General features: G+C 58.7%; 17 protein-coding genes. 3 read left to right on the forward strand and 14 right to left on the reverse strand.

Translation table 11 applies throughout. The features are described 5' to 3' along the window. The first annotated feature begins 119 nt into the window (after positions 1-119). The 3 genes from ACUN8C_RS16555 to ACUN8C_RS16565 all read left to right on the forward strand — a co-directional run bounded on the left by ACUN8C_RS16555 (position 120) and on the right by ACUN8C_RS16565 (position 3,601). Positions 120-650: a glutathione S-transferase family protein gene (locus ACUN8C_RS16555; RefSeq protein ID WP_445620257.1), complete on the forward strand. Its 531-nt coding sequence runs from the start codon at positions 120-122 to the stop codon at positions 648-650. Next, the gene (locus tag ACUN8C_RS16560; RefSeq protein WP_445621878.1) at positions 532-864 is read left to right on the forward strand and encodes a glutathione S-transferase C-terminal domain-containing protein; all 333 of its coding nucleotides are present in this window, start codon (positions 532-534) and stop codon (positions 862-864) included. Before ACUN8C_RS16555 ends, ACUN8C_RS16560 begins: the two co-directional genes overlap by 119 nt. 214 nt (positions 865-1,078) lie before the next feature. Next, a complete protein-coding gene (locus tag ACUN8C_RS16565) occupies positions 1,079-3,601 on the forward strand; it encodes a membrane-bound PQQ-dependent dehydrogenase, glucose/quinate/shikimate family (protein ID WP_445620258.1) in 2,523 nt (840 codons plus the stop codon). Positions 3,602-3,673: 72 nt separating this feature from the next. Here the strand turns inward: ACUN8C_RS16565 and ACUN8C_RS16570 are convergent, their stop codons facing one another. The 14 genes from ACUN8C_RS16570 to ACUN8C_RS16635 form a co-directional block, all read right to left on the reverse strand. Then, the gene (locus tag ACUN8C_RS16570) at positions 3,674-4,375 is read right to left on the reverse strand and encodes a response regulator (RefSeq protein WP_445620259.1); all 702 of its coding nucleotides are present in this window, start codon (positions 4,373-4,375) and stop codon (positions 3,674-3,676) included. Further along, entirely contained in the window at positions 4,365-7,151 is a 2,787-nt protein-coding gene (locus ACUN8C_RS16575) for an ATP-binding protein (RefSeq protein WP_445620260.1), read from the reverse strand. Before ACUN8C_RS16575 ends, ACUN8C_RS16570 begins: the two co-directional genes overlap by 11 nt. Next, positions 7,148-7,753 carry a potassium-transporting ATPase subunit KdpC gene (gene kdpC / locus ACUN8C_RS16580; RefSeq protein WP_445620261.1) on the reverse strand — a complete coding sequence of 202 codons (606 nt, stop codon included), beginning with the start codon at positions 7,751-7,753 and terminating at the stop codon, positions 7,148-7,150. Before kdpC ends, ACUN8C_RS16575 begins: the two co-directional genes overlap by 4 nt. Positions 7,754-7,764: 11 nt before the next feature. Next, positions 7,765-9,840 carry a potassium-transporting ATPase subunit KdpB gene (gene kdpB, locus ACUN8C_RS16585; protein ID WP_445620262.1) on the reverse strand — a complete coding sequence of 692 codons (2,076 nt, stop codon included), beginning with the start codon at positions 9,838-9,840 and terminating at the stop codon, positions 7,765-7,767. 11 nt (positions 9,841-9,851) lie between these two features. Next, on the reverse strand, positions 9,852-11,567 hold the full coding sequence (gene kdpA, locus ACUN8C_RS16590; RefSeq protein WP_445620263.1) for a potassium-transporting ATPase subunit KdpA: 1,716 nt from the start codon (positions 11,565-11,567) through the stop codon (positions 9,852-9,854). Between the two features lie 10 nt (positions 11,568-11,577). Beyond that, the gene (gene kdpF / locus ACUN8C_RS16595) at positions 11,578-11,658 is read right to left on the reverse strand and encodes a K(+)-transporting ATPase subunit F (protein ID WP_189517861.1); all 81 of its coding nucleotides are present in this window, start codon (positions 11,656-11,658) and stop codon (positions 11,578-11,580) included. Positions 11,659-12,526: 868 nt separating this feature from the next. After that, a complete protein-coding gene (locus tag ACUN8C_RS16600; protein WP_445620264.1) occupies positions 12,527-13,633 on the reverse strand; it encodes a hypothetical protein in 1,107 nt (368 codons plus the stop codon). 2 nt (positions 13,634-13,635) lie between these two features. Then, positions 13,636-15,255, reverse strand: a complete 1,620-nt coding sequence (locus ACUN8C_RS16605; RefSeq protein WP_445620265.1) for a restriction system-associated AAA family ATPase — start codon at positions 15,253-15,255, stop codon at positions 13,636-13,638. Continuing rightward, positions 15,252-16,847 carry a restriction endonuclease subunit S gene (locus ACUN8C_RS16610; protein ID WP_445620266.1) on the reverse strand — a complete coding sequence of 532 codons (1,596 nt, stop codon included), beginning with the start codon at positions 16,845-16,847 and terminating at the stop codon, positions 15,252-15,254. Before ACUN8C_RS16610 ends, ACUN8C_RS16605 begins: the two co-directional genes overlap by 4 nt. Then, positions 16,847-18,475 (reverse strand): N-6 DNA methylase, encoded by a 1,629-nt coding sequence (locus ACUN8C_RS16615; RefSeq protein ID WP_445620267.1) that lies wholly within the window; start codon positions 18,473-18,475, stop codon positions 16,847-16,849. Before ACUN8C_RS16615 ends, ACUN8C_RS16610 begins: the two co-directional genes overlap by 1 nt. Positions 18,476-18,493: 18 nt before the next feature. Continuing rightward, positions 18,494-19,564, reverse strand: a complete 1,071-nt coding sequence (locus ACUN8C_RS16620) for a Fic family protein (protein WP_445620268.1) — start codon at positions 19,562-19,564, stop codon at positions 18,494-18,496. 220 nt (positions 19,565-19,784) lie between these two features. Then, positions 19,785-23,303 (reverse strand): type I restriction-modification system endonuclease, encoded by a 3,519-nt coding sequence (gene hsdR / locus ACUN8C_RS16625; protein WP_445620269.1) that lies wholly within the window; start codon positions 23,301-23,303, stop codon positions 19,785-19,787. Positions 23,304-23,480: 177 nt separating this feature from the next. Beyond that, positions 23,481-24,908, reverse strand: a complete 1,428-nt coding sequence (gene dcm / locus ACUN8C_RS16630; protein WP_445620270.1) for a DNA (cytosine-5-)-methyltransferase — start codon at positions 24,906-24,908, stop codon at positions 23,481-23,483. A 61-nt stretch (positions 24,909-24,969) separates the two neighbouring features. Further along, positions 24,970-26,052 (reverse strand): hypothetical protein, encoded by a 1,083-nt coding sequence (locus ACUN8C_RS16635; RefSeq protein ID WP_445620271.1) that lies wholly within the window; start codon positions 26,050-26,052, stop codon positions 24,970-24,972. Positions 26,053-26,065: the final 13 nt, after the last annotated feature.

Consider the following 26,065-nt stretch of genomic DNA (forward strand, 5'->3'; position numbering starts at 1 on the left):
CGTCCTCTTCAAGAGAACGCTCTCTTCAAGACGATGCCTTCCGTAAAACGACGCCTTCTGTAAGGCGATGCCCTGACGGCCCTCGATGGCACGCCCTCATTCGCTGCAAGGATTCCACCATGTCCACGACCCTCTACGCCCATCGCCTTTCTCAACCCTCGCGCGCCGTGGAAGTGCTCGCGCGCGAACTAGGCATCGAGTACACCTTCCATGAGGTCGACTTTGCCGATGGCGAGACGCGCACCGAGGCCTATGCCGCCATTAATGCCTTTCAGACCGTGCCGGCGCTGGTGGTCGACCGCCAGCAAGAGACGCTCCATCTGGCTGAAAGCCAGGCGATCATGCTGTATCTGTGTCGCACGGCCACGTATCAGGACGCTGCCCGGCGCTGGTATCCGGGAGAGCAGGACCTCCCCCGCAGCGCCCGGATCGATCAGTGGCTCGCCTGGTACCACGCCAACGTGCGCCGCTTTCGACATGTTTCACCACATCATGAACCTGCACCTGACCCTGCCAATGCTCAAGCGCGAGATTCAGGCCACGCTATTAAAGCCACTGCAGGAAGGGCTCAAACCGGGACTGGCCACGCTGGAGCAACACTTCAAGCGCCAGCACAACGCCGCGCAACCGCCGACGCTGTTGGGCGATGAGCACCCTACGATGGCCGATCTCGTCATGGGCTGCGAGCTCTACCAGATTTACGCAGCCGGCTACCGCTTTGACGGCTACCCACAGGTGACGGCATGGCTGAAAAGTCTGGCCGCGCGGCCACACTTTCAGGCCGTGAGCGAGGAAGTAAACGCGCTGGGAAAGGACATTCAGGACCAGGACGGCGCGTATCTGGCGCTTGATGCCTTCAGCTGAGACGTCAACCGAACCGCCTGTCAGCACTCAAAAAGCCCGGCCAAGGCCGGGCTTTTTGGTCAAAACCTGAAGCGCGCCCGCGATCGCCGTGGCGAAACCCTGCACCTTGATCTCATTTCCTTTTATTAGAAACATGGTCAGGCTGACATGACGGGTGAGCCGTTAAGCCATAAACAAGCACGCCCGAATAATGACAACTGCAAGGGAGAGCGACATGGGCACATCTTCAGGGAACGAACGACGGCGCGATATTGCGTTGTTACTGGTCGGGGCGCTGGTGGCGCTGGTGGGCCTTGCCATGACGGTGGGGGGTGCCTGGCTGGCGCTTGTCGGCGGCTCCTGGTATTACCTGCTGGCCGGCATCGGCATGCTGCTGTCCGGAGGACTTTTGATCATGCAGCGCCGCGCCGGGGTGCTGCTCTACGCCGCGGTCTTTATCGCCTCGCTGGTCTGGGCGGCCTGGGAGTCGGGGCTTGATTACTGGCGCTGGATTCCGCGCATGGATGTGGTACTGATCCTTGCCATTCTGGTCGCGCTGGTGGCGTACAAAACGTCGGACAGTGCGTCACGTCGCGCCTCGTTTTTCACCGCCGGCGGGCTGGCGCTGGTACTGGCCGGCGCCGGGGCACTGGCCTTTTTGCCACACAATTTCTCGCACTCCGGTGAGGTGCCCGGCCCGCAGTCGGCGTCGCTGGCCACGGATACCGGCAATACCCAGCCGGCAGACCAGCCTGCCCGCGGCGACTGGGCGGCCTACGGTGGTGACAACGCCGCCACCCGCTATACCTCGCTGGATCAGATCACGCCCGACAACGTGGGCAAGCTTGAGCCTGCCTGGACCTATCGCACCGGGGACCTGCTCGATCATCGGTGGGGCGCCGAGACCACGCCGCTGAAAATCGGCAACAGCGTCTATCTATGCACCTCGCGCAATATCCTGATTTCGCTGGACGCCGCCACCGGCGAGGAGCGCTGGCGCCATGACCCGCAGGTCTCCGAGGACGCCATTCCCTACACCGCCGCCTGCCGCGGCGTGACCTACTATCAGGTGCCGGAGAACACCCCGGCGCAGGATGATGGTGACGACACGAATCCCGCAGCAGCTGCGGTCGATGACAGTGCTGCAAGTCCTGATGACGGTGCCGAAAGCGTTGTCGCCGCCTCGTCAGGTGACGGCGCGCAGCAGTGCCGCACACGCATCTTCTCGGGCACGCTGGACGGTCGCATCATTGCCGTGGATGCCGAGACCGGCCAACCCTGTACCGATTTCGGCGACAACGGCCAGGTCGATATCAAGCAGAACATGGGTGAGACGCCGCCGGGCTATGTCTCCATCAACTCGGCGCCGGTGATTGTTGATGGCGTGCTGGTCACCGGCCACCAGGTGCTGGATGGTCAGCGCCGCTATCCGCCCTCCGGCGTGATCAAGGGCTATGACGCCGTGACTGGCGAACTCCAGTGGGCCTGGGATGCCGGGCGGCCGGATCAGAGCGAGCCGCTCAGCGGTGACGAGACCTACGTGCGTGGCTCGCCCAACATGTGGACCACGGCCGTGGGCGACAACCAGCTGGGGCTGGTCTATCTGCCGATGGCCAACTCGGCCGCGGACTACTGGAGCAGCTCGCGCACGCCGGCCGAGAATGAATGGGCCAGCTCACTGGTGGCACTCGATGTCACCACCGGGCTGCCGAAGTGGAAGTTTCAGACCGCCCACAAGGATGTCTGGGACTACGACCCCGGCTCCCAGCCCACGCTGATCGACTTTCCTACCGACAATGGTCGGGTGCCGGCCGTGGTCATGCCGACCAAGCAGGGCGGTATTTACGTCTTTGATCGGCGCAGCGGCGAACTGCTCGGCGGTGGCGCCGAGGAGCGTCCGGTGCCGCAGGGCGGCGTCGAGCCCGAGCAGCGCGCAAAAACCCAGCCATACTCGCTCTATCACACCCTCGAGCAGCCCGAGCTGACCGAGCGCGACATGTGGGGCATGTCGCCCTTTGATCAGATGTTCTGTCGCATCCAGTTTCAGAACGCCAGCTACGAGGGCATGTACACCCCGCCGACCGCCGATCAGCACTGGGTCGAATATACCGGCTACAACGGCGGTTCGGACTGGGGCAGCATCGCGATCGATCCGGAACGCGGCGTACTGATCGCCAACTACAACGACATGCCCAACTACAACATTCTCGTGCCGCGCGAGAAGGCCAACGAGTACGGCTGGAAACCGCGCGAAGAGATGGCCAGTGACGACGGCGGCGCCGAAGGGGCAGGGGACCCGCAGGCCAACACGCCCTACGCCGTCAACGTCAACGCTGGCTGGCGCGTGCCCTTCACCGGTCTGCTGTGCAAGCAGCCGCCCTACGGCCATATTCGCGCCGTTGATGTCGCCTCCGGCAATACCCTTTGGGACCGTCCGCTGGGCACCGCACGCGCCAATGGCCCCTGGGGTATCGAATCGGGACTGCCGATCAACATCGGCACGCCCAACAACGGCGGCTCGGCCGTTACCGCAGGCGGTCTGATCTTCATTGCCGCCGCCACCGATGACCTGATTCGAGCCATCGACATCGAAAGCGGTGAAACGCTCTGGAGCGCGCCGCTGCCGGCCGGCGGTCAGGCCAACCCGCTGGTGTATGAAGCCAACGGCCGCGAGTATCTGATGATCGTCGCCACCGGCCACCACTTCATGGAAACACCGTCAGGGGATTACGTGCTGACCTGGGCACTGCCGCAGTAGATTGATTGGCGGAAAGACAAACCGCAGAGAAAAAAGCGCCCTTCGGGGCGCTTTTTTTAAATGCACAAACCGCTAGTCCGGCGCCGACAGTCGATAACCCACACCTGCCTCCGTCTGGATCAGGTGGGGCTGCTCGGGGTCATCACCCAGCTTCTGACGCAGCCGGCTGATGACGATGCGCAGATAGTGGGTATCGTGCTCGTGCACCGGCCCCCAGATCTCGCGCAGCAGCTGGCTCTGGGTGATGACCCGCCCGGCGTGTTCGGCCAGCATTGTCAGGACCGCAAACTCCCGCGGGGTCAGCCGAACCGGTTCGCCGCCGAGGGTCACGCGGTGCGTATCCGGATCCACCGACAGTTCGCCGACTTGGCGCTGACGGGTGAGAGCCGGGCCTGCGCTGGAAACCTGCTGGCGCAGCGCCGCCCGCACGCGCGCCAGCAGCTCCTGAATGCCGAACGGCTTGGTCACATAGTCGCTGGCCCCGGCATCCAGACAGGCCACCTTTTCACGCTCCGAGGCGCGAACCGATACCACGATGACCGGCACGTCACTCTGCGAGCGAATCGTCTGAAGCACTTCGCGTCCGTCAATGTCCGGCAGGCCGAGATCCAGCAGTACCAGATCCGGCTGATCGCCGAGCGCACGCACCAGCCCCTCGCCGCCAGTGGCCGCCTCGATCACCTCATGGCCCTGCGAGGCCAGACTGATGCGCAAAAAGCGTCGGATCTGGAATTCGTCATCAACGATCAGAATGCGGGAGCGATCAGCGCTCATCGGCGGGGGCTCTCTTTTCAAGGGGCTTGCGCTCATCAAGGGGCTCACGTTCGTCAGCGGGTTTGCGCTCATCAGGCCGCTTTTGCTCGTCAAGACCAGCGGCCGCGTGATCGCGCCTGTCCTCCAGCGGCAGATGGATCACGATGCAGGTACCGTGCCCGTCCGGATTGGCCTCGGCGTTGATGCTGCCGCCGTGGGCACCCACCATGCCGCGACAGATGGCCAGCCCCAGACCGCTGCCGTGGCGGCCGCGGTCGCCCTCGCCGCCGGTAAAGAACATGTCAAAGACCTGCTCGCGCAGCGCCTCGGGAATGCCGGGGCCCTCATCGCTGATCCGGATCACCAGCGCATCAATCTGACACGCGGCGCGGATGACAATGCGCCCCTCGGCCGGCGAGAAGCGAATGGCGTTTTCAATCACGTTGACCAGCGCCTGTTCCAGCAGTGCCGGATGGACATACAACAGCGGCAGATCCTCCGGCCAGTCACGTACCAGCGTGATGCCGTTCAGTGCCGCCCTCAGCCGCGCCAGCGCGGCATTGATCAGATCACCCAGCGTCACCCAGTCCCGCTCGATCTTGAGCGTGCCGTGGCCCAGCCGCGTCATGTCGAGAAGATTCTGGATGTAGCGGTCCAGCCGTTCGCTCTCGCTGAGCACGCCGTCCAGCAGCTCCTGCTTGTCCTGCATGGAGAGCTGACCATCCAGCGTACGCAGCGCCCCGGCCGCGCCGATGATCGAGGCCAGCGGGGTGCGAAGGTCATGCGAGACCGAGGAGAGCAGCGCCGAGCGCAGCCGCTCGTTTTCCTCGGCCAGACGTGCCGCGCCCAGATCGCTGACCAGTCGGGTCCGCGCCAGCGCCATGCCCAGCTGACTGATCAGGGTGTCGATCAGCACCTCCTGATCATACGGCGGCGGTGCACTCTGATCACCCAGCGCCAAACCGACCACGCCCAGAATGCGCGACTTCTCGACCAGCGCAATAAAGCGCCAGCGCTGGCCGGCCAGCGTCTGGGAGCCGTGGCCGCTGGGGCGCTGATGATGCCAGGTCCAGTCGGCGGCCTGGCGGGCCACGCTGTCCAGCACCACCCCGCTCGGGTGGACGGCCAGCACCTGCAGCGTCTCATCGCCGGCCTCGCGCGCCAGATAGACGGCGGGCACCTCGAGCCAGTCGGCCAGTGCGGTCACGCCGGTGGCGCGCACGCTGTCCTGATCGGGCGCGGCGGCCAGCGCGCGCGAGAACTGCAGCAGCCGCCGGGTCTGATCCCGGCTGGCGCGCAGGGCGATCAGCTGGCGTCGGGCGCGGCCTGCCAGCTGCCCACCGATCATCGCCACCACGAAAAAGAAAAAGACCGTCAAAAGCTGATCGCGCTGGATCATGGCCAGGCTCAGGCGCGGGTCGGTAAAAAAGAAGTTGTAGATCAGCGCACTGAGCACCGCACTGATCATCGCTGCCCGGGTGCCGCTGACGGTCGCCGTGACCAGCACGCCGGTGAGAAAGACCAGCGACAGGTTGGCCAGCGCCAGCACCTGATCCATCACCAGCGCCAGCCCCAGGCTTGCGCCCATGACAAGTATCGGGGCCAGCCACTCCTGTCGCTGCAAAGGCGACAGGGACCGTGTCGACCGACCCGGGCGGTCGGCACGCGAATCGTCGGCCACCACCAGAAGATCAAACGCGCGCGCTTCTCGCAGCAGGCGCCGGCCCAGCGAGCGGTGCCAGAACCGCCAGCCGCGTGGCCGGCCCCGGCCGATCATCAAAGTGGTCATGTTGTGGTGGCGGGCATAGTCCAAAAGCTCCGCCACGCGGCGCTGGCCCGGCAGCACCACCACCTCGCCGCCCAGCCGCTCGATCAGCTGCGCACTGCGCTCAAGCGCCAGTCGTGCCAGCGCCGAGGTGCGGCCCGTATCGATATGCACGGCGCGCCAGCGCACGCCGCGGTGCTCGGCCATGCGATGCGCCGCCCGTACCAGGGTGGCGTCCTCGTCCCGACCGGACAGCGCCACCAGAATCCGCGGGCGCACCGGCCAGGGCCCGGCGACGCCGCGCGCGCCCATAACATCGCGCACGTCACTGTCGATGCGCTCGGCCATGGTCTGCAGGGCCAGCTCGCGCAGCGCCGTCAGGTTGGTGACGCTGAAAAAGCCCTCCAGCGCCGCGCGGGCCTGCTCCGGCACGTACACCCGGCCCTGGCGGAGCCGCTGAATCAGCTCATCGGGGGTCAAATCGATCAGGGAAATATCCCGCGCGCCCTTGATCAGCGCATCCGGCACGGTCTCGCGCATGCGGATGCCGGTAATGCGGGCCACGGCGTCGTTGAGACTTTCAATGTGCTGCACGTTCAGGGTGGTCCAGACATCGATGCCCGCCGCCAGCAGCTCCTCGATGTCCTGATAGCGCCGGGCATGGCGCCCGCCGGGGATATTGCGATGGGCCAGCTCGTCGACCAGCACCACCTTTGGTGCCCGCACCAGCACCGCATCGAGATCGAACTCAAAAAAGCGCTGGCCGTGATGCTCGCGCGGGGTCAGCGCCAGACGCTCGATGCCGGCACACAGCTTCTCGGTCTCCTCGCGCCCGTGGGATTCGATGACCCCGAGTACGATGTCCTCACCCTCGGCGACACGCTCTCCGGCGGTGCGCAGCATCGCAAAGGTCTTGCCCACGCCGGGGGCGGCGCCCAGAAAGATACGCAGACCACCGCGCGTCTCGCGGCGCGCGGTGGCAAGAAGCGCGTCCGGGTCGGGACGCGCTGGCTCATCATCAGTGCGGCTCATCGCACCTCCTGTCCTGCCTCGCCTGAAGGCAGCGCCGCCAGTGCCAGATTCAATCGCAGCACGTTAACGACCGGCTCACCCAAAAGCCCGGTATATTCGGTCGCCGACGCGATGGCTTTTGTTACGTCCTCAAGTGAGAGACCCCGCGCCTGACTGACCCGGGCGGCCTGCCCCAGCGCCGCGGCCGGTGAGATATGCGGATCCACCCCCGAGCCCGAAGCAGTGAGCAGATCCACCGGTATCTCGCCGATCACCAGCCCATCCCGCACCACAAGCCGGTCGGCCTCAGCCAGGGCACGCTCACGCAGCGCCTCATTGCCGGGCGCCAGATTGGAGCCGCCCACACTCATGGGGTCATTGCCCACCGCCGAGGGCCGGCCATGGAAGTATTGTGCGCCTTCAAAGGACTGACCCACCAGCGCCGAGCCCACCGCTCGGCCCTGTGAATCATGCAGCACGCTGCCACCGGCCTGGAAGGGGAACAGCGCGCCGCCCAGCGTGGTGGTCACGAAGGGATATAAAAGCCCCAAAAGCGCTGCCAGTACCACCATCAGGCGCAATGAGGAGAAAAGAACCGGGCGAATCATCAAGGCATCGTTCATGACAGAGGCTCCTAGAGCAGGCCGGCAAGCAGCACATCGAGCAGCTTGATGGCAGGGAAGGGCAGCAGCAGGCCGCCCAGGCCGTAGACCAGCAGATTGCGCCGCAAAAGCCCCGTGGCCGAGTCGGCCTTGAAGCGCACCCCGCGCAGCGCAAACGGGATCAGGGCAGGGATGATCAGGGCATTGAAGATGACCGCCGCCAGCACCGCCGATTCCGGCGAGTGAAGGCCCAGCACGTTCAGTGCGCCGAGTGAGGGCATGCTGGCCACGAAGATCGCCGGCAGAATGGCGAAATACTTCGCCACGTCGTTGGCCAGCGAAAAGGTGGTCAGCGCGCCGCGGGTGATCAGCAGCTGCTTGCCGATCTCGACCGCCTGCAGCAGCTTGCCGGGGTCGGAGTCGAGATCGACCATGTTGCCCGCCTCGCGCGCGGCCTGGGTGCCAGAGTTCATCGCCAGCCCCAGATCGGCCTGCGCCAGCGCCGGGGCGTCGTTGGTACCATCGCCCATCATCGCTACCAGCCGCCCGGTGGCCTGCTCCTCGCGGATGATGGCGAGCTTGCGCTCGGGCGTGGCCTCGGCCACGTAGTCATCCACCCCGGCCTCGGCGGCAATCGCCGCGGCGGTCACCGGGTTATCGCCGGTGATCATCACCGTTTTCACGCCCATCTCGCGCAGCTGCGCAAACCGCTCGGCCATGCCGGACTTGATCACATCCGAGAGCGCAATCACGCCCAGCAGGCGACCGCCGTCGGCCACCGCCAGCGGCGTGGCGCCGCGGGCGGCGATGCGCGAGACCAGCGCCGTCCAGCCGGCGGGCACGCTGCCGCCGTGATCCTTTACAAACTCGGCAATCGCATTGGGCGCGCCCTTGCGCAGCCGGGTGCCATCGGCAAGGTCTACCCCGGACAGTCGCGTGGCGGCCGAGAAGGGGATAAACGTGGCGCCGGCCTGATCGGGCTGCCGATCCAGGCGCTGATCAAACCCCTGGTCACGCGCCAGCGCCACGATCGAGCGGCCTTCTGGCGTGGGGTCCTCCAGCGAGCAGCGACAGGCCACCTCGCGCAGACGCTCGACATTCACGCGCTCGCAAGGTGCAAACTCGGTCGCCCGGCGATCCCCCAGCGTAATGGTGCCGGTCTTGTCGAGCAGCAGGGTATCGATGCTGCCGGCAATCTCCACCGCCTTGCCGGACTTCGCCACCAGGTTGGCGCGCATCGCCCGGGACATGCCGGCAATGCCGATCGCCGGCAGCAGCCCGCCAATGGTGGTCGGGATCAGACAGACCAGCAGGGCTACCAGCATGACCGGCGAGGTGGTGATGCCGACAAACGTCGCCATCGGCGACAGGGTCACCACCACGATCAGAAACACCAGCGTCAGGGTGGTGATCAGCACCGACAGCGCCAGCTCGCTGGGCGTTTTCTGCCGACTGGCGCCTTCGACCAGCGCAATCATGCGATCGAGCAGCGACTCACCCGGGTCGACGCTGACCTCGATGATCAGCTCGTCCGAGAGCAGCCGGGTGCCGGCGCTCACCCCGCTGTTGTCGGTGCCCGCCTCGCGCAGTACGGGCGCCGACTCCCCGGTCACTGCCGACTCGTTGATCGAGCCCGCGCCCTTCACGATTTCGCCGTCGGCCGGAATCATCTCGTCGGCGATCACCCGCACCCGATCGCCGCGGCGCAGGGTGTCGGCACTGACCGTCACCTCACTGCCGTCATGCTCCAGCCGCCGCGCGCTGAGCTGGCTGCGGGTGGCGCGCAGGCTGCCCGCCTGGGCCTTGCCGCGGGACTCCGCCAGCGCCTCGGCAGCGTTGGCAAACAGCACCGTGGCCAGCAGCACCAGGGTCACGCTCAGCGCAAAGCCAAAGGGCGCTCCCTCATGCACCGCCAGCGCGGTATAGAGCGCGCAGACCAGCGTGCCCACGGCCACCACCGCCATCACCGGGTTGCGCGCCATCGAACGTGGGCTCAGCCGCTTGAGCGATTCCAGCAGCAGGGTCGCCATATGGGGGCGGTGCGTGCCCGGCGCGTTCGCATCAGAGACATCCGCTGCGGTCTGCTCACCATGGATCGATTGAGACATGTGACTGCTCCTTAGTAACCCAGTGTCAGCTGTTCAGCGATCGGGCCGAGCACCAGCACCGGCAGAAAGCCCAGCAGATTGATGATCACGATGACGCCCGCGGTCAGGCCCACGAAGGCGCCGCTGTCCATGGCCAGCGTCCCGCGCCCGGCCGGCGCCATGCGCTTGCCGGCCAGCCACGCAGCGACCGCCAGCGGCACCAGCATCGGTACAAAGCGCCCGATCAGAAGGGCCACCACGCAGGCCAGGTTCCACCAGGGCGTGCCATCGCCGAGCCCCTCAAAACCCGAGCCGTTGTTGGCAAAGGCGGAGGTGTACTCATAAAGCACCTGGGAGAGCCCGTGGAAGGACGGGTTGGAAGTGCCGGCCAGCCCGGGCACGGCCACCGTCAGCGCCGTCAGCCCTAAAATCACCAGCGGCTGGGCCAGAATGGCCAGCGAGATCCAGCGCATCTCGCGGGTCTCCAGCGCCCGGCCCATCAGCTCCGGCGCCCGGCCGATCATCAGCGAGCCGATAAAGGCCGCCAGCATCAGATAGAGCAGATAGCCGATCAGCCCCACGCCGATGCCGCCGAAGGTGACGTTGATGAACATGTCCATCAGCGTGACCATGCCGCCCATCGGGTTGAGGCTGTCGTGCATGGCGTTGACCGAACCGTTGGAGGTCTGAGTGGTCCAGCTCGCCCACAGCGCCGACATCTCGGGGCCAAAGCGCAGCTCCTTGCCCTCCAGGTTGGCGCTGCCCACCGCAGCCAGCCCTTCAAACGCGGCGTTGGGCAGGCGCTCGGAGGCGATCAGTACCGAGGTCGAGATCAGCGAAAAGGCCAGCATGACCCCGCCGATGCCCGCCATCAGACGCCGCCGCCCGGTAAAGACCGCCATCGCCACCAGCAGCGCCACCGGAATCAGCAGCAGCGAGACGGTTTCGATGATGTTGGAAAGCGGCGTGGGGTTTTCCAGCGGTACGGTCGAATTGGGGCCATACCAGCCGCCGCCGTTGGTGCCCAGCTGCTTGATCGCCACCATCGAGGCGACCGGGCCAACCGGTATCTGCTGCGTCGTGGCCACCGATTGCTCCAGCGGCTGCACGGTCTGCGCGCCCTGATACGTACTCGGCACACCCTGCCAGGTCAGCAACAGCGCCACCACCACGGCCAGCGGCAGCAGGATACGCACCAGCGTGCGGACCAGATCGCGGTAGTAGTTGCCCACCCCGACATCCTGACCCACCGCCTCCGCGACAGGCGCCGCCCTTTTCTTCAACAGCACCCGCGCGATCGCCAGCAGCACCGCCAGGCCCGTGGCCGGGGTGATGAACTGCAGCGTCACGATGGCAAACGTCTGGCTCAGGTAGGAGAGCTGCGCCTGGCCCGAGTAGTGCTGCTGATTGGTATTGGTGGCAAACGACACCGCCGTGTGCAGCGCCGTATCCCAGGACATGCCGGCAATACCGTCAGGATTGAGCGGCAGCACCCCCTGGGCCATGAACACGCCCCAAGCCAGTATGATCAGCAACAGATGCAGCATTACCACCGCCAGGGCATAGGCCGGCCAGCGCATCGAGCGCGTGGCATCCACGCCCGCCAGGCGGTAGATCACCGCCTCAACGGGGCGAAAAAGCCGGTCGATCCGGCTTTCGCGTTCATCATCCAGCGCCCGGGCCATGTAGATGCCGAGCGGAAAGGCCAGCCCAAGGACCAGCGCATAACAGAGTATGACCTCGTTCATGGGGGTTTCCTTAGAATCGCTCGGGCCAGAGAAGGGCCACCAACAGGTAGAGACCGACACACAACGACAGCACCAGCAGAACCATCTGCATCGCCTTGACTCCTTGAAGGACAGGCTCAGCGTGCGACCGACGTGCGTAAAATATCGAGACCGATTTCAGGGGCAGGGCGTAAAAAGGGCGTAAAAATGGAGGGATGTTCAGGATTAGCCCTGATCACGCAGCGATACCTGAGCAGAGAGAGGCAACTCCCCTATCCATAAAAAAAGCTCGGCGTGTTTGCCGAGCTTTTTTGATCAAGCGCCGTCGAGATACCGCTGTCGAATACGCTCATTGAGCGCATCCATCTGCACACGTATCTCTTCCAACAGATTGTCGTTATATAGCCTCGCTCAAAGAGGGCCTTTGTTTCCTTGCTTGACCTTATTGTATAAGTGGTATCGAAACGATGAACGATATAAGTCGTGACTTCGCCTCCTCCCAACAATGGATCATCCTTTCTATACGGCCTGATCGTCCATCATCCAGCACCTAGGTCGTATAGATTTCTAGAGGAAAGGCCAGCCCGAGGACCAGCACATAGCAGAGTATGACCTCCTTAATAGGAATTTCTTTGAAAGCACTCAGGTCACAGACGGGCGGTCAACAGGCAGAGACCGACATACAACGACAGCACCAGCAGAATAACCTGCAGCGCCTTTGATTCCTTGAAAGACAGGCTCAGCATGCGATCCAAGGGCATAAGATATCAAGATCGATTGCAGGGGTGGCGCGTAAAAAAGGGGGAGGGAAAGGCGTAGCCAAAAAGCTTCGCATGTTTTATACATGGGAAAACAAAATAAATAATGAAAAGGCAATATTAATAGCCAACAAAAAATACCATGCCTTTTCTTTTTAACTCAGCTTAAAATCGAATATATAGTGCACATTCTGTGTCAGGTCTATAACTCTTACCATTCCCTTAATCATCTTCTAAAGATATACCTAAAACGGCATCGCGAATTAAATTTACCACCCTTTCATTTCCTTCATCATATAGTTGCAGAAGAAGACTAAACACCAGTGGTTCGAGAAAACCTGCCAAACCAATAGATGGGCTTTCTGATTTATCCTCCTGATAAAACGAGAGTCGCTCTCTAACCTCAACCTTTGTCAAATTTCGTGAAATATTATTTCTTTTTCTATCCTTTTCGCATTTTTTACAAAAATTCTTCATCCATGTATCAAAATACTGATTAAGAATATCCCGTTCATATCTGGTGCGTATCGAAAAAACCTGATCCCATGTTTCTGATGCCTCTGTTTCTGTTAAAAATTCTATCTTCCATTTAAATTTAATCGGAAATGAATCTAAGATCAAAGTAGAATTAGCAAGAGAAATTTTTGGAGGATTGCAATCATATGGGTCAAAAACATGTCTTTTATACCCGTCTGACCCAGTCAGTATATCCTTATCATGCTTATAGTCACGATTACAGCATCTACACATTGGTACTAAATTGCGCATATTAGCAGCAGCAAAAGGGTAGATACTTTTAGCTAAATAATGATCTTGATCTTGTGCTGTTTCTTCAGGGTTCATAACGCGCTCAATCCCACAGAAAGGGCAAATCTTATCAGACAATGAATTAAATATTATCCTGTACTGTCTCTCTCTAACTTTTAATTCCGTCAACTTTTCATAGCAAAAAGAAAATAATTTTTTTGCTGCCTCATGAAGGCCGGGATAATTATTTTTTATTATTTTTATTTCCTGAGTGCCGTCAATCAATAATTCGACTGAGCTCTGAGCTTGCATCGCAGATAGAACATTAGCTCTTTGTTGGTGGCTAAGCTTATGAAGTTCATCTTTATAGTTAAAAATGCGGTCACGAATACCAGTAAGCGGTTTAATTAGACTTCTTTTATCTTCTACTACAGAGTCCTGAACAAAACGTTCCCAACACGTTTGATCGTTACCTACATATATATCTTGATCAAGCTTATAGTGAACTAAACGAACCATAGAAGTTATCGACTCGTTAAGCCAATTTTCATATGTTGCTTCGATTGGATAGCATCTAAGCACAATCAACTTTCCTTTGCTTTTAACATCCTGACTCTTTCAATCAAATACATACGCTCAACAGAATCACCCAAACCATTAACTGCTTTTTTGATCTCTTCGATATTATCCGAATTGAGCAATTTTTCTATTTCACGTTTAGGAATATCAGAAATAGGAGGAGATATCTCGAAGCATTCTTCAAGGATAGTATCGAATGTACTGCCATATGTCTGAATCCTCGGCTTGCGTGTCGAAACTTTCCCATCAATAAAATTTCTTTTAAAAATAATTACATTTTCACTATCCATATCAGATGGGACAAACGGCGAGTGAGTAGTTAACAAACAATCCTGCTTAGATGAAAGACTGTTAAAGTGACGCTTTCCTTCATTGCTACATATTTGTACTGAAGTGGTAGGCAAGTTTAAAATTTTCGAAACAAACTCTACGCGCCATCTTGGATTAAAATGACTTTCTGGCTCGTCTAGTAAAAATAATACATTTGGAAAGGAAGCCATACATAGGGTTCCTAACAGCTGAGTAAGCTGATGTTCACCATCTGACAAAGAAACATAGTCAACATGCTTATCACCTTTTTTTGATATAAACTCTACTCTTTCAAAGCGAAATACTTTTTGCTTTTCCATCGGTTCTGGCAAACGTGTTGAGAAACGTCGTTTTTCAACGCCTTTTAAGAAAGCCTCTCGATCCTGTTTTGGAATAATCAAATCATTCAACATGGCTAATTTATGAAAACAAGAATAAAGCTCCAGAGCGCCTTCTTCCCAATAGCTTGAAAAAGATTCATGCGTAGCTTCTTGAACAAAAAAATCAAAAACGTATGACGAATTTTTTTCGTCGTATTCGAAGCAAGTGGCACAACGCTTTAAATAAGAAATATAATTATTAAGTTCGTCAGTGAGCTGAACTTTACTGTTCGCAGAGGAACCGTATTTAAGTTGAATCACGCAGCGAAAAGATCTTAGCTTTTTTAAACCAAGCTCATTTACCAAATACTCTCTAACATTCTTAGGGTTTAAGATTAAGTTAGCCATAAGCACTTCAAGGTTAGTGCTATAATCAACAAGTAACATTCTAGAATCTGGAATCGGCAGAGCAATTTTTTCTTTATCTAAAGCATTGGTACTAACTTGCTTTGCATACCCGGATCGACTTACAAAAAAAGGAATACTAATCGTCTCATTCTGCCCAGATGTATATCCTATAATTTTAGATGGAAGCAATTTTTTTGCCTCTATGTAATCTTGAGGCTCAACCCACCTATTATCTGAATATACCTCTAAAACAATATTAGACAACCTCTTGCTTTTCCCTTTTTTTCGCCAAATCTTTACCCGCTCACTTTCTTTATTATTATTAAAAATGAAATACTCAAGCTCAAATTGTATTTGATTGTTAGGTTTCCCCTGCTCTTCATCTGGTAAAAATTGTGCAAAAGCTGCTTGAAAAATCTCGGCTATAATCTGCAAAGCCTGCGATTTTCCAGCGCCATTGGGTCCGATCAAGCATATAGGCGAAAAAGAATCATTTACCTCCCAAGCATCCCTAAAATTTATAACAACTCCGTTGAGTAGTCCTCCACAAGTATCTGCATCGATTACATGCAACCAAGTTATTTTCATTTATTCAGCCTTTCTAAATATATAATGCCTTCGCTTTTGCTAAAGCTTTGCTTTATAAGGGGAGGGGAATCGCTTAGCATTTCAAACAAGCAATCTTTTAATTCTTCGTAACTGCCGTCAAAAAAATCTCTTAGTTCATCAAAACTAAAAAAAGCACCTTCTCTTTCTAAAACCCAACATTTCAATTCATCTTTTTTTGAATTTTTCATGACATTCCTTTTCTTTCTTTTAACTTCATTTTTTTTACGTTTGGATATTTTCGTCTCTTCTTCGCGTTTAATTTTGATCTTTTCAATTAGAGCCTCGGCACTGTTGTCGCCGCTGATCAGTTCTGAATTTTTCGCCCGCCACTGGGCTGTCAGCTCGCCGTGAAAGGCTTTAGAAAGGATGGACTGAGTAAGCTGGTTGATGCATTCGAGGGCGCTTTCGACTTGGCGATCGATAGTATCGGCATAAGTGAAGAGCTGATCGACGCGGCGAACGATTTCGGTTTGTTCTTCTTGGCTTGGTACTGCGATACCAATTTGACGCACTTTATTGAGATTAAGATTAGGCTGAGCCCCGCCCGCAGCAGCTTTACGAGTTTCTTCATAATTTTCAATGAGTCGGAGTTTGAGATAGCTACGTAATATCTTACTTTCATCTGCCGTAACTGCTGCGCAAGCTTGGTTACAAGTAGCTGAAATATTTAGTTCAGTTACTTGCCCTCTCGTTTTGCCTTCGCCATACATTGCCAACAGCAGCGTGCCTGGTGGAAATATCTTGAGAGAGCAGTCTGTTACCGCAAATTGAGTAACATGTTGTTCAGCAGAATTAGTATAAATCGCGCCAGTGCTTGCACTAGTAAGCCATGGAACTTCACCAGCTTGCCAGTATTTAGTTTCTTTACGGCTCGGAGTTTTACCAGTGGCAACCGTAGAAACATCACCAACCGTCGTTTGCCCCCATGTGGTAATAGATACCTCATGTTCATTGCGCCACTCTTCCGTCAACCGCCCACTCACTGCCGCCGCGAGCACGGATTGGCGAAAGCGCTTGAGAATTTCAGGAATACGCTCAAGGCGGGCTTTGCCATTGTCTACCTGCGCCAGCAGGATATTGAGCTTATCGGCGATAACCTTTTGTTCGGCGAGAGGAGGGAGTGCAAACTCAAGTGCTTTCAAGGCATCAAGCCGTATCCCTTTAACAGTCGTTCCCGTTCCGAGCTGTTCTATTTTATGAGCAATAGAGCGATACCAATAAACTAGATAATCCCGGTGTATATCGGACGGTAAAAAGAGGGCTTTTAGATCCTGATTAATGGCCGAATCGAAGTGCGCTACAACGATTTTCCCCAAGCTCATTCGTGTAGCTATAATGGGAGTACCCGCGGGAATAATGTTAGTACTACTATTTTCAACCGCTTCAGGTGATATATGGTCAATAGTGTCTTTAAGGAAATGCTTGTTCATATCCTTGACGCTCATCCATGGAATATCGCCACGGTAGTATTCGGGATGAGATTTACTCGGTGTTCCGCCACCAGTAATTTTTAAAATGACATTTTCTAATGGCGTATTAAGCCATTGCTGGGGAAGCGCTTGGTCAGACATTATTTTTCGTCCCCACCCATCATTTCCTTCAACAACACCCGCTGCCCGTCTGCTTCTTCCTCCGCCCCCAGCTCACGCATCAGCCCATCCAGCTCGCCCAGCGCCTGCACCAGTTCGCTCATCGCTTCGCCCGCCAGCACTTCGGGCGCGGGCAGGTCAGCCGCGTCGACGCTGTCCTTGTCCTTGAGCCAGCTGATGTCCAGCGAATCCCCCTTGGTATCGCGAATCCATTCGCGGGAGAAACAGCGCCAGCGGGATTTGGCGAGGCGGTCATCATCCACGCCCTGGTTTTCCTCCGTGGCCTCCGTATCCACAGCGATCTCGTCGGCGTTGAACGACCACTCGCCTTCCTGCCGGGGGCTTCGGCCGTTGGGGTCATCGCCATACACGGCCTCGAACGGCTTTAAATGCTGCTCACCAAAGGGCGTGCGCTTGCCGAAGCTCGGCATGTTGGTGCGCAGGTCATACACCCAGACGTTGTCGGTGCAGCCGGTGTCCTGGTATTTATCCGCCGCGCTGCCTTTGGTAAAGAACAGCACGTTGGTTTTCACGCCCTGGGCGTAGAAGATGCCGGTGGGCAGGCGGAGGATGGTGTGCAGGTGGCACTTGTCCATCAGGTCGCGGCGCACGTCGGCGCCCACGCCGGCCTCGAACAGCACGTTGTCCGGCAGCACCACCGCAGCGCGGCCGCCGGGCTTGAGGTTGCGGTAGATGTGCTGCAAAAAGGCGAGCTGCTTATTGCTGGTTCTATAGGTCAGGTCGTCACGGGTAATGCTGGCATCCCCGCCCTTGCTGGTGCCAAACGGCGGATTGGCGAGAATGATATCGGCGCGCTCGAGGCCAGCGCCCGCCTGCCCCAGCGCATTGCCCGGATGCACCACGCCCTCGTCGTCACCTTCCATGCCGTGGAGCAGGCAGTTCATCAGCGCCAGTCGGCGCGTGCCGGGCACCAGCTCGATGCCGATAAAGGCACGATTCTTCTGAAACGTTTGATCACGGGCCTCCAGATCAAACAGATCATCGGTCTGATCCTTGATATAGCGATCCGCCGCGATCAGAAAGCCCGCCGTGCCGGCGGCCGGGTCCTGAATGGTTTCTCGGGGCTGCGGTTTGATGCAGCGCACCATCGAGTCGATCAGCGCGCGCGGGGTGAAGTACTGCCCGGCGCCGGATTTGGTCTCGTTGGCGTTTTTCTCCAGCAGGCCCTCGTAGAGATCGCCCAAACCATCTGACTGGGCACTGAACCAGTCAATGCCGTCGAGTGCCTTGATCATCTGTTCCAGGTGGCGCGGCTCGCGCAGGCGGGTCTGGGCGTCGGCGTAAATGGCGCTGATCAACGGGTCGTTATGCACAAAATTGCCGTGAGCGTCTTTCCCGCTGGAGAGGCTCAGCAGAATACGCTTGTAGTCATCCAGCAAATTAAGGCCGGATTTGCCGTTGAGATCCGGCCAGCGGCAGCCTGCCGGCAGCGGATGCTTTTCCAGCGTGCCCGCTTCGGTGTTTTCGTGGACCATCTTGATGAACAGCAATAGCACCAGCTCGGTGACGTAGTCCGAGTAGTTGATGCCGTCGTCGCGCAGCACGTCGCAGAGGTTCCAGAGTTTCTGAACGATGTCGTTATGGGTCATGAAAGGTTCCAGAAAGGGTTACGCACGCTCAAGGAAGAGCGCCATTAAAGACGTGTTGATATAGAAGTTGCTGCGGCCGACTCTGGTTTTTTCCAGCAGGCCGATACCCACCAGTTCATCGAGATACTTGGTCGCGGTAATACGGCTCACGGCCAGATCCTCCACGACGAAATCGATCTTGGTATAGGGGTGGTTGAACAGATTGTTCAGCAGTTCCTGCCGGTAGATCTTGGGGCACTCTTCACGCATGCGGTGTTTGGTGTGCTGCATCAGATCCCGTATCCGAGCGATGAGATCGACGGTCTGGCGGGCGGTCTGGATGATGCCTTCCAGCATGTAGAGCAGCCAGGGCTCCCAGTTGCCGGTATCGCGCACGGCCTGCAGCTCCCGGTAGTAGCTCGCCTTGGTCTGGATCAGATAGCGGCTCAGGTAAAGTACCGGCAGGTCGAGCAGATCGTTGGCCACCAGATAGAGCATGTTGATGATGCGCCCGGTTCGGCCGTTGCCATCGTAAAACGGATGAATACTCTCGAACTGGTGGTGAATGATGGCCATCTTGACCAGCGGATCGGCATCGCAGAGCTCATCGTCATTGATATAGGCCACCAGATTGACCATCAGATCTTCTATTTCCAGCGCCGACTGCGGTGGCTCATAGACGACTTCACCGGTGGCCTGGTTTTTCAGGGCTGTCCCGGGGAGCTTGCGCAGGCCTGCCCGATTTTTTTCGATCATTTGCTGAATCAGCAGAATGTCATCCAGACGCATTAACCGGGACTGTCGAACGCTGTGGAACCCGGCCCGCAGGGCGCGGGCGTAATCCTGCACTTCTTTGGTTTCCGGGGAGACGCTGGCCTCATCAGCTACCACCGCACGGTACAGGTCATCCTGAGTGGTAATGATATTTTCGATTTCCGAGCTGTGCCGGGCTTCCTGCAGCGTCAGGGTATTGATCAGGATTTCTTCGTTGGGAATGGTCGCCGCAACGCCCTTGAGCTCTGCCAGATGCCGATGGGCCTGCGCCGCTTTTTTCAGCACGGCGCGGGTTTCCCACTGCTCAAGGGATTCAAGGGGCAGGGTGGGTAGCACGGCGCATCCTTTTCAGCTTGTGTATAGAAAGTTTAGAAAACTATACATGCCCTGAACGACATGCAAAGAAAAACGGATTTTCTTTGCATATTAAATTTCACGTGTATGGATAGCGGAAAAATTTACGTACTTTCCATGCTTTCTGAACCCGAACCATGTCGAAAAAACCGCAAAAAATCGACACAGACTGAGCCCATGTCGACGCCATCGACATGCCTGATCAGGCGCTTCTGGAAGGCCACAAAGCCTCATTCATCGCCTCCAGCACCGTATCCAGCTGATCCTGCAGCACGTTATCCAGCTTTTTGGCACCGCCCTTGAATGCCGGCATCCGGTTGATGGTGTCACGATCCAGAATGACTTCATGGGTCAGCTGTTTGGCCAGCCGTGCCAGCCACTGGCGCTGAACCGGCGTCCACGCCTGCCGGGCATAGATGTGCGCCATGGCGTTGTTGACGCGCTGCTCGAACGGCACCAGCGCCTCGCCCAGCGCGGCGCGTCGGATGTGGCCGATGATGCTGGCGGCAATGTCCTGATTGGTCTGCTGGCGTACGGCGGTCTGCAGATGGGCTTCCGAGTAGCCGTGCTGATCCAGCAGCAGACGCACCTCCTTGAGCTGTTCGCGGGTGAGATCGCGGGGGCGATTCACGACCGCCGCCAGGGCGGCCGACTCGTTGATCTGCTCGCGAATGAAGGCTTCAAAACTTTCCAGATAGTCTTCCGGACGCTGATGGACGCCATAGCTCTGGGTGCGTTCGCGGATCTCGTCGGCGTGCTCGGAGATCACCGGCATTCGCTCGCTGCCCATCAGGGCCTTCACGGCTTCCAGCTGACGGATCAGCCCCGAATGCTGCTGTACGAATCTGGCGGCCCCGGTCGGACCGAGTTCGAGCAGATGCTTATGGAGTGATTTGGGCGGGACCTCCCACAGCGTTTCCAGCTCATCGAGCTTCTGGCGCACTTCGGGTTTATGCTCCGCGGCGCTTTCCGCCTTGCGAAGCACCCGCATCAGCTTCTGGCTGAGCTGGCTGAGCACCACGTGCGCCTGGCTTTCACCTGCCTGCTCCCCGGGCGTATCCAGCGCACGCTCAAGCCGTTCCGGATCGGTAAGCTCACCTGCCAGCTGTTCCAGGCTGATACCGGGGTCCTTCACCAGCGGCTTCATGGTGCTGACTTCCGCCAGTGCGGCGTAGATGTCGACCGGGTCGTAGATACGAAATACCGTCTTGCCGACCTCGTCACAGCGTCGCGTGGCACGGCCGATCATCTGCTCATAGAGAATGCGGGACTTCACCCGGCGCATGAACACCAGATGACAGATCGCGGGCACATCGATGCCGGTGGTCAGCAGGTCAACGGTAATCGCGATACTGGGGTAGCGCTCGTTCTTGTACTGGCGAATCAGCTGTCCGACCCGGTCACTCTGGCCGGTGATCTTGGCCACGGCGGCCTCATGGTAATCCTCGCCATAAAGCGCCGTGAAAGCATCATCCAACAGGCGCTTGACCATATCGGCGTGGCGATCGGTGGCGCAGAAGATCAGGGTCTTTTCATCCCCGAAGGGATCAAGCTCCTGCACCAGCTGCTCGCAGATGACCCGGTTGAAGTTTTCATTGATGACCTGGCGGTTGAAGGCATCGACTTCAAAGTTCAGCTCGTCGTCCAGCTCGGCGCTTTCTACTTCACCGGTCTGCGTATTGATGGCGTGAACGGTGTCGCCCTTGTCAAATTTGATGCCCTGCTGCGTGAGCAGGGTCTGATAGCGCACCGGCGGCTCATGATCGATCAGCCAGTCTTCGGCCACCGCTTCCCGGTAGGAGTAGGTGTAGACAGGCCTGCCGAAGATTTCGCTGGTATGGCGGGCCGGAGTGGCCGTCAGGGCAATCTTTACGGCATCGAAGTAATCGAGCACCCGGCGATAGCTGGAGAGGTACTGTCTGACATCGCGCGTGGCCAGCTCGCCCTCGGTCATCTCCTGATCCAGCGTATAACCCCGATGGGCTTCATCGATGATGATGCAGTCGAACTGATCGACCTGGGGCGGTGCGTCGCTGGCAAAGATGCGCTTGACCATCGCCTGGACGGTGGCGACCTGTACGCGCGTTTCGGCTTCGGCCGTCATGTCGCCCAGCTCGGCAACGTTATAGATCTTTGACAGCGTCTGATTCTGCTCCAGCGTGGCTTCATCAAAGGCACCCTGGGCCTGCTCGCCCAGCGCGGTACGATCGACCAGAAACAGGATGCGTTTGAAGCGCTCGGTTTTCAGGAAGCGATACATCAGGCCGATGATGGTGCGCGTTTTCCCCGTCCCCGTTGCCATCGCCAGCAGGGCGGTTCTGTGCCCTTCGGCCAGCACCTGCTCCGTGGCGGTGATGGCCTTTTCCTGATAGTCGCGCAGCTTGAGATAACCAAAGGGCTCCAGCTGCAGTTTCTGTTCGGCTTCTGTTTTGCTGCGCCCCAGCAGGTCGATCAGTCCATCGGGGGTATGAAACGACTGAAGGGCGCGCTTGAGATGGCTCGGGTCGCGCACATCCCGAAACCAGGTGCCGGACTGCTCAAGCTGCTGGGGAACATAGGGGCGGCCGTTGCAGGAGTAGACAAAGGGCACCTTGTAGTGGCCGTCATGGGCATCCGGCCAGGCAATCGTTCGCCCCGCCATCTCCCAAGCGCCTACCAGTGGCGAAACCACCTGAAGTCCCCGGCTGTAGCGCTCGGCCTGACCGATCTTGCCGGCAACATTGACGTTTTCCTTTTTGGCCTCCACGACCGCCAGCGGCGTCAGTCCACGGAATAACACGTAATCTGCCCGTTCCTGCCCGCGGGTAGGCCACTCAGCAATGGCACGCTGCTTAACCTTTTCCGGTCTGGCGCCCTTTTGATAGGTCAGCGCTTCGGAATCGGCTTCCCAGCCGGCCTCGACGAGCTGTTGATCAATCAGGATGCGTGTCAGCGCCTCATCCAATACGATTTGCTGGCTGGCCGCTCGGGTCTTCTGGGTCACGTCCTGACGCTGTGAGGACACCGCCTGCTCATTTTGCGCGGCCAGCTGCGCCTGCAGCGTCCTGATCTTCTGCTCATACTCTTTTTGCTGATGCGCCAGCGCATTCTCATGTGCCAGCGCCTCCTGCGTTTTGGCTTGTGACTCTTCATCCATCGCCACGGCCAGCGCTTCGTACTCTTCCTTTTCGCGTGCGATCAACGCATTGAGCTGCTGACTGGATTCCAGCTGCACGTTGGCCTGCTGCAGCTCGTGTTTGAGCTGTTCAATATCGGTATGCAGCTGCTGGAGCTGACCGCTTGGGTCAGTAGGTGGTACGAAAGGGCCGGGCTTGAAGCGTGTCCCGACGGTACCAAAGGACTGGTGAAACCAGATCGCCAGTGCCCTGGCGAGCTTCAGGCCATCCATGGCCTCCCGGTGGCGGGTACGAAATTGATGGGTCGCCTTGTTGCCCTCAATGCGCAGGGTATGAAAAAGCTCACGGGTGACCGAGTCGAACTGCAGCGCCTTGTTGAGACGATAAAGAAGATCGGACTGGGAGGTCTGGTCATCAAACTCGATGCCGGAGAGTGCCGCGATATGCTGAGCGATCGCCTCGCCCAGCTGGCGCAGCTTGATCAGGGTGGTGTTGGGGTCGCTGGAAAAGGCGCGTTCAGCAGCGGCGGCGAGCTGTACGAACAGCGGGTCATGCTCTGCAAGAAAACCGAAATTGGGCGATTCAGGGGAACTGGCCGTCTGCACTGTCTGCTCTCCGATCCTGTGTCTCTTCGATGCCCGCCGGGCAGCGCTTCTACTTTTGCTTATTGAAACACAGCGCAAGCAGCGATCGGATGGTTTTTCTAATACACGGCGTCTGGTCCCTGAGGCTCTTATTGAGGCTTACAATGCCTTCGGATCAGCCTCTGCTGTAACCAATGCCTAATCTTGCCTTGTGCCTATCTTCTTCGCCTTCAAAACCCTCGGCTTCATCATCTCCGCCACGGCCTGAAACACCGGCACGACTACCGAGTTGCCGAATTGGCGATAGGCCTGGGTGTCGGAGACCGGAATCACGAAGCGTCGCTCGCCGGGGGCGTCAAAGCCCATCAGGCGCGCGCATTCCTGCGGTGTCAGGCGCCGCGGGCGGTTTTGCAGGTTTTCGGGGGCATCAAAGGCCAGCGCGTCATCAAAGCCGCGATCGACGAGAATCTCCGAGCCGTCCTTGTGATAGCGCGCGGACAGCGTGCGGGCGGTGTCTTCTGTCCGGGTCAGGCCAAAGCCGAAGCCGTTGCCTTTTTCCTTGTGCTTGCGGGCGTACTGGTAGAGGTAGTTCCAAAGCTTGGGTGTAAGTACGTACTTTGCATCGACCTCCTTATCCAGCAGCTCGCCGAAGGTGGGCTTTTGGGCGGGGAAGTGCGCGTCTATATCGCGCAGGGTGAAGCCCTCATGCACGTTTAAATCGCGGCGGAAGCCGACCAGTACGATGCGCTCGCGATGCTGGGGCACGAAGTGGCGAGCGTCGATCACCTTGGGGTCTCGGCCCTTCGGGGCGTCTGCGTCGGCGACGTCATAGCCCAGCTCATCGAGTGCTTCGCAAATCACGCGAAAGGTCTTGCCCTGGTCGTGGCTCTTGAGGTTCTTGACGTTCTCCAGCACGAACGCCGCAGGCCTTCGTGCGGCAATGATGCGGGCCACATCGAAAAAGAGCGTGCCCTGGGCGTCGCACTCGAAGCCGTGCTTGCGCCCCAGCGCGTTTTTCTTGGAGACGCCGGCCAGCGAGAAGGGCTGACACGGAAAGCCCGCCAGCAGCACGTCGTGCTCGGGGATCTGCTTACGGATGTGGGCGTAGGCCGTCTCTTCATCGACGTCGTCGCGGGCGGAGAGCGTCACATCGCGGATGTCTTCGTTGAAGCGGTGGGTCTGCGGGTCGCAGTAGTGGTTCGCCTTGTAGGTGCGCACGGCGTATTTGTTCCACTCGGAAGTGAACACACACTCACCACCCACGGCCTCAAAGCCCTGACGAATGCCGCCGATGCCGGCGAACAGATCAATGAAGGTGAAATCGGCCTGATGCTGATGAGACGGCGGTGCCGGCAGCAGGGTGATCAGCACCCGGCGCTCGGCGTCACTGAGAGGGGATGGCTCGGCCGCCCTGAGATGGCGCGTCAGCGCCTCGCGCGACCAGTGAGCGCTCACCCCGGAGAGCTTTTCGGCTACCGCGCCACGATCAAAGATCTCCAGTACACGAGCCAGCAGCGCCGCATCGTCCAGCACGTCATAGGGGCAGGCCCCCACGGGGGCACGTTCGGTCTCGAGCTCCGGGGGCAGCAGGTCCGGTGAAAACGGTTCTGATGAAGACAGCGTCATGGGCACTCGCGGGTCAGTCTGATCAGGCAGGGTGGCAGGCCATTGTAGGGGGAAGCGATGGCTAGTCTCCAGGGCCTCGGCGGTGTTTTCTCAGGCATTCATCGGTAAGGCGCGGCAGCGGCTGTCGCAGGGCGCCGGCCAACAGGTTGCGGGCCAGGGTTTCGGCTGAATCGGCCAGCGTGCCCAGCACCACGAACCGCGCAGCGGCGATGGCCTTGTGGGCCTGAGCCCGGCGTCCGTAAAGCGACTCCGACCTGCCACTGGCGCCGTCTGCCTCGCGACTCAGGCGCTTGAGGCCATCACGGTCCAGATAGTGACCGATCAGCAGCACGCGGTCCTGATGGGCATGGTCCTGGGTGAGATACCCCGGCCCGGTCTCCCGATCCCACCAGGGCTTGACCAGAATGACGTGGAAGGTGTCGATGCCGCTTTCGGCCAGCGCGCGCATGGTCGCGACCTGCCCCTTGTTGATGCCAAAACACAGGCCATTCCGGCCCTGGTAGGGGTACTTGTGTTTGATCTCGAGCTGCACCCGCTGGCCGCCGGGCAGTCGCAGGAGGGTATCGATATCCCACAGCCAGTCAAAAAAGGGCGCCAGCGCGCAGTTCTTGTAGAGCCTCTGGAGCACGATGTCGTGAAACATGTCGATCCCGACCCGGCACTCGGTCATGCGCCAGAAGGCGCGGGTGGTACGAAGGCGCTCGCACACCTCCTGGTCGGGACGACGAAACTCGAGCTCGCGTTTTTGACAGAGCTGCCCCAGAAAGGTCTGTAACGCAACGCCGTCATGGCCACCATAGCCGTCGATCAGAAAGTCTCGTCGTGCCCGGTCATAGCGACAGCGCACCACGGTGCGGGGATGGCACGATGACAGGGCCTCGAACAGCTGATCCACCTCGGCGTCAGGCCGGTGCGCCCAGAGCCACCAGGCGATCTGTCTGCCGCGACGCCCGGCCCGCACCAGTGACAGCGGCAGGATCATCGCGCCGTGGGCCTCAAGCCTTGAAAGAATGCCCTCGACCAGCGCCTCTACCACCAGCCCTTCCAGCAGGCGGTGCTTGTCCATCGACAGCAGCCTCATCTGCGTGTTCGAACAGTCGATGTCGATCTCGTTGAGCCGTCCCAGCGGCGTCAGCAGTGCCATGTCGATGCGCCTT

Source organism: Kushneria sp. Sum13 (genome assembly GCF_052692355.1).

Bases quoted from the DNA above. Each gene is read 5' to 3' on its own strand.
- ACUN8C_RS16635 (WP_445620271.1), bottom strand. From the start codon at position 26,052: ATGGCACTGCTGACGCCGCTGGGACGGCTCAACGAGATCGACATCGAC.
- kdpA (WP_445620263.1), bottom strand. From the start codon at position 11,567: ATGAACGAGGTCATACTCTGTTATGCGCTGGTCCTTGGGCTGGCCTTT.
- kdpF (WP_189517861.1), bottom strand. From the start codon at position 11,658: ATGCAGATGGTTCTGCTGGTGCTGTCGTTGTGTGTCGGTCTCTACCTG.
- ACUN8C_RS16605 (WP_445620265.1), bottom strand. From the start codon at position 15,255: ATGAAAATAACTTGGTTGCATGTAATCGATGCAGATACTTGTGGAGGA.
- ACUN8C_RS16610 (WP_445620266.1), bottom strand. From the start codon at position 16,847: ATGTCTGACCAAGCGCTTCCCCAGCAATGGCTTAATACGCCATTAGAA.
- ACUN8C_RS16615 (WP_445620267.1), bottom strand. From the start codon at position 18,475: ATGACCCATAACGACATCGTTCAGAAACTCTGGAACCTCTGCGACGTG.
- ACUN8C_RS16575 (WP_445620260.1), bottom strand. From the start codon at position 7,151: ATGAGCCGCACTGATGATGAGCCAGCGCGTCCCGACCCGGACGCGCTT.
- kdpC (WP_445620261.1), bottom strand. From the start codon at position 7,753: ATGAACGATGCCTTGATGATTCGCCCGGTTCTTTTCTCCTCATTGCGC.
- ACUN8C_RS16570 (WP_445620259.1), bottom strand. From the start codon at position 4,375: ATGAGCGCTGATCGCTCCCGCATTCTGATCGTTGATGACGAATTCCAG.
- ACUN8C_RS16555 (WP_445620257.1), top strand. From the start codon at position 120: ATGTCCACGACCCTCTACGCCCATCGCCTTTCTCAACCCTCGCGCGCC.
- dcm (WP_445620270.1), bottom strand. From the start codon at position 24,908: ATGACGCTGTCTTCATCAGAACCGTTTTCACCGGACCTGCTGCCCCCG.
- kdpB (WP_445620262.1), bottom strand. From the start codon at position 9,840: ATGTCTCAATCGATCCATGGTGAGCAGACCGCAGCGGATGTCTCTGAT.
- ACUN8C_RS16565 (WP_445620258.1), top strand. From the start codon at position 1,079: ATGGGCACATCTTCAGGGAACGAACGACGGCGCGATATTGCGTTGTTA.